Annotated in this window: 2 protein-coding genes; both read left to right on the top strand. The window is 65.4% G+C overall.

All coding sequences use genetic code 11. The annotated features are described in order from the left end of the window. The coding region (locus tag VXC91_RS44720) for an FAD-dependent oxidoreductase (protein ID WP_329513067.1) at window positions 1-915 on the top strand (915 nt) is incomplete at its 5' end. Next, window positions 912-2,090 carry a CaiB/BaiF CoA transferase family protein gene (locus tag VXC91_RS44715; RefSeq protein ID WP_329513066.1) on the top strand — a complete coding sequence of 393 codons (1,179 nt, stop codon included), beginning with the start codon at window positions 912-914 and terminating at the stop codon, window positions 2,088-2,090. The genes VXC91_RS44720 and VXC91_RS44715, both read left to right, overlap by 4 nt. The last annotated feature ends 163 nt before the right edge of the window (window positions 2,091-2,253 follow it).

Genomic DNA, 2,253 nt, shown 5'->3' with positions numbered 1-2,253 from the left:
GGCGTGAACCTCCGCCTGCACAGTTGGTTCTCGCGGCCGATCGTCGACAACGGGGTGATGCGCGGAGTGATCGCGGAAACGAAGGAAGGTCCGCAGGCGATCCTGGGCGACGTCGTCATCGACACCACCGGCGACATTGACGTGGCGTCCCGTGCGGGTGCCTCCTACGTCAAGGACTCCTATCTGACCACGCTCGTCTTCCGCCTCGGCGGGGTCGACACGGCGGAGGCCGAGCGGTTCGAACAGGCCGATCCGAAGGCGGCCCGCCTGATCAATAAAAAGATCAAGCGGGTACTGGGCGGAGCCTGGGAGCTGTGGTGGCTCAAGACCCCGGTCCCTGGCGTGGTGTGGTGCAACGCACCGCACATGACCGGTTACGACGGCACGGACCCGACGTCGATGACCTCGGCCGAGTTCGCGGCACGGGATCGTATTGCGGAAGCCGTCGCCCTATGCCGGCAAACACTGCCGGGCTTCGAGAACGCCTACATTGTGGATGTAGCGGAACAGATGGGCGTGCGGCAGACCCGACTACTCCAAGGCGAGTACGTAGTCACCGCCGAGGATGTCCATTCTCGAAGGCACTTCGCCGACACGGTGGCACGCGGACGGGACTACTACACGCCCTACCGTGCCCTACTGCCGAAGGAGGTCGACCAGTTGCTGGTGGCCGGACGGCACTATTCCGCGACCCCGCAGGCGCAGAAGATGTCCCGGGAGATCCCGCCGTGCATGGCGATGGGCCAGGCCGCAGGCGTGGCGGCGGCCCTGGCGGCCGATCGTGGCTGCACGGTGCGGGAGGTTCCCGCACCCAACATCCAGGCAGTGATGCGCAAGTTCGGGGCGGACCCGGGCGACCAACCGAGCGCGAACGCGACGGTCACCACCGCATCGACCGAAGGAACGGACGTATGAAAGCACTCGAAGGCATCACCGTCGTCGACTTCACCCAGGTGTTCATGGGCCCCTCAGCCACGCAGCTGCTCGGTGACTACGGCGCGGACGTCATCAAGATCGAGCGCCCGAAGGTCGGCGACCTCTCCCGGTCGTCCATCGTGGACCCGTCTGGCCTGGACAACCCCATCTTCTACTCCATCAACCGGAACAAACGCAGCATCAGCATCGACACCCGCGGCGAGGAAGGTAAACAGGTCGTCCTCGACCTGATCCGTGACGCCGACGTGGTGGTCAGCAACTTCCGGGCCGGGGTGATGGACCGCATCGGGTTCGGGTACGAGGCGATGAAGGCGATCAACCCGCGCCTGATCTGGGCGTCCGGAACAGGCTTCGGCGAAAGCGGCCCCTACGCGCACAAGGGCGGGCAGGACGTGCTGCTGCAGGCCCTTTCGGGGGTGATGTGGCGCCGCCAGAGCGAGGACATCCCGCTGAGCATCTACCCGACGACGCTGTGCGACTACACCACCGGAATGCATCTCCTCCAAGGAATCCTGCTGGCACTACTCGCGCGCGAACGGACCGGCGAAGGCCAGCGCGTCGACGTCCGCATGTTCGACTCCATGCTCCACATGCAAATGCAGGAGGCAGCAACCCACCTCAACCGCGGAACGGAGATCAACTGGGCGGCCATGCCACTGTCCGGGGTCTTCGCGACCACCGACGGTGCGGTGTGCATGGTCGGTGCCTTCAAGCAGGAGCCCCTGCGCGACATCTGTGCCGCGCTGGACCTCCCCGACACCCTGTGGCAGCGAGCAGATCTCCAGGATCCACCGGGGCACATGGCAGCCAAGGCGGAGCTGCAGGGACTCTTCCGCGACAGGTTCGCCACGAACACCACCGCCCACTGGGTGCATAGGCTCGAGGAACAGGACCTGCTGTGCGCTCCGGTGCTGACCATGGCCGATGCATTGGCTGACGAGCAGACAGCGGTCAACAACATGATCGTCAAGATGGAACACCCCGGCGAAGGCGTCGTGCACGTGCTCAACTCCCCCATCAGCCTGTCGGCGACCCCGGCCACGGTGGACCGCCGCGCGCCGCAGCTCGGTGAGAACACCGCCGAGCTGCTGGCCGAGCACGGATACGACGAGGTACGGATCGCGCGGCTGCGCGAGAACGGAATCGTGTCATGACCGATGAAGTCCGGTTCGAAATCAAAGACTTCGTCGCCTACGTGACGATCGACCGGCCAGCGGTACTGAACGCCGTCGACGGACCAACCACCGACCGGCTCAACCAGATCTGGGCGACGATCGAGGCCTCGTCCGAGGTACGGTGCGTGGTAGTCACCGGAGC

Origin of the sequence: Streptomyces chiangmaiensis, assembly GCF_036281785.1 — a bacterium.
Classification (GTDB): domain Bacteria; phylum Actinomycetota; class Actinomycetes; order Streptomycetales; family Streptomycetaceae; genus Streptomyces; species Streptomyces chiangmaiensis.
Note: the sequence above shows the minus strand (reverse complement) of the source record. Positions and strands in the feature narration are given on the sequence as shown.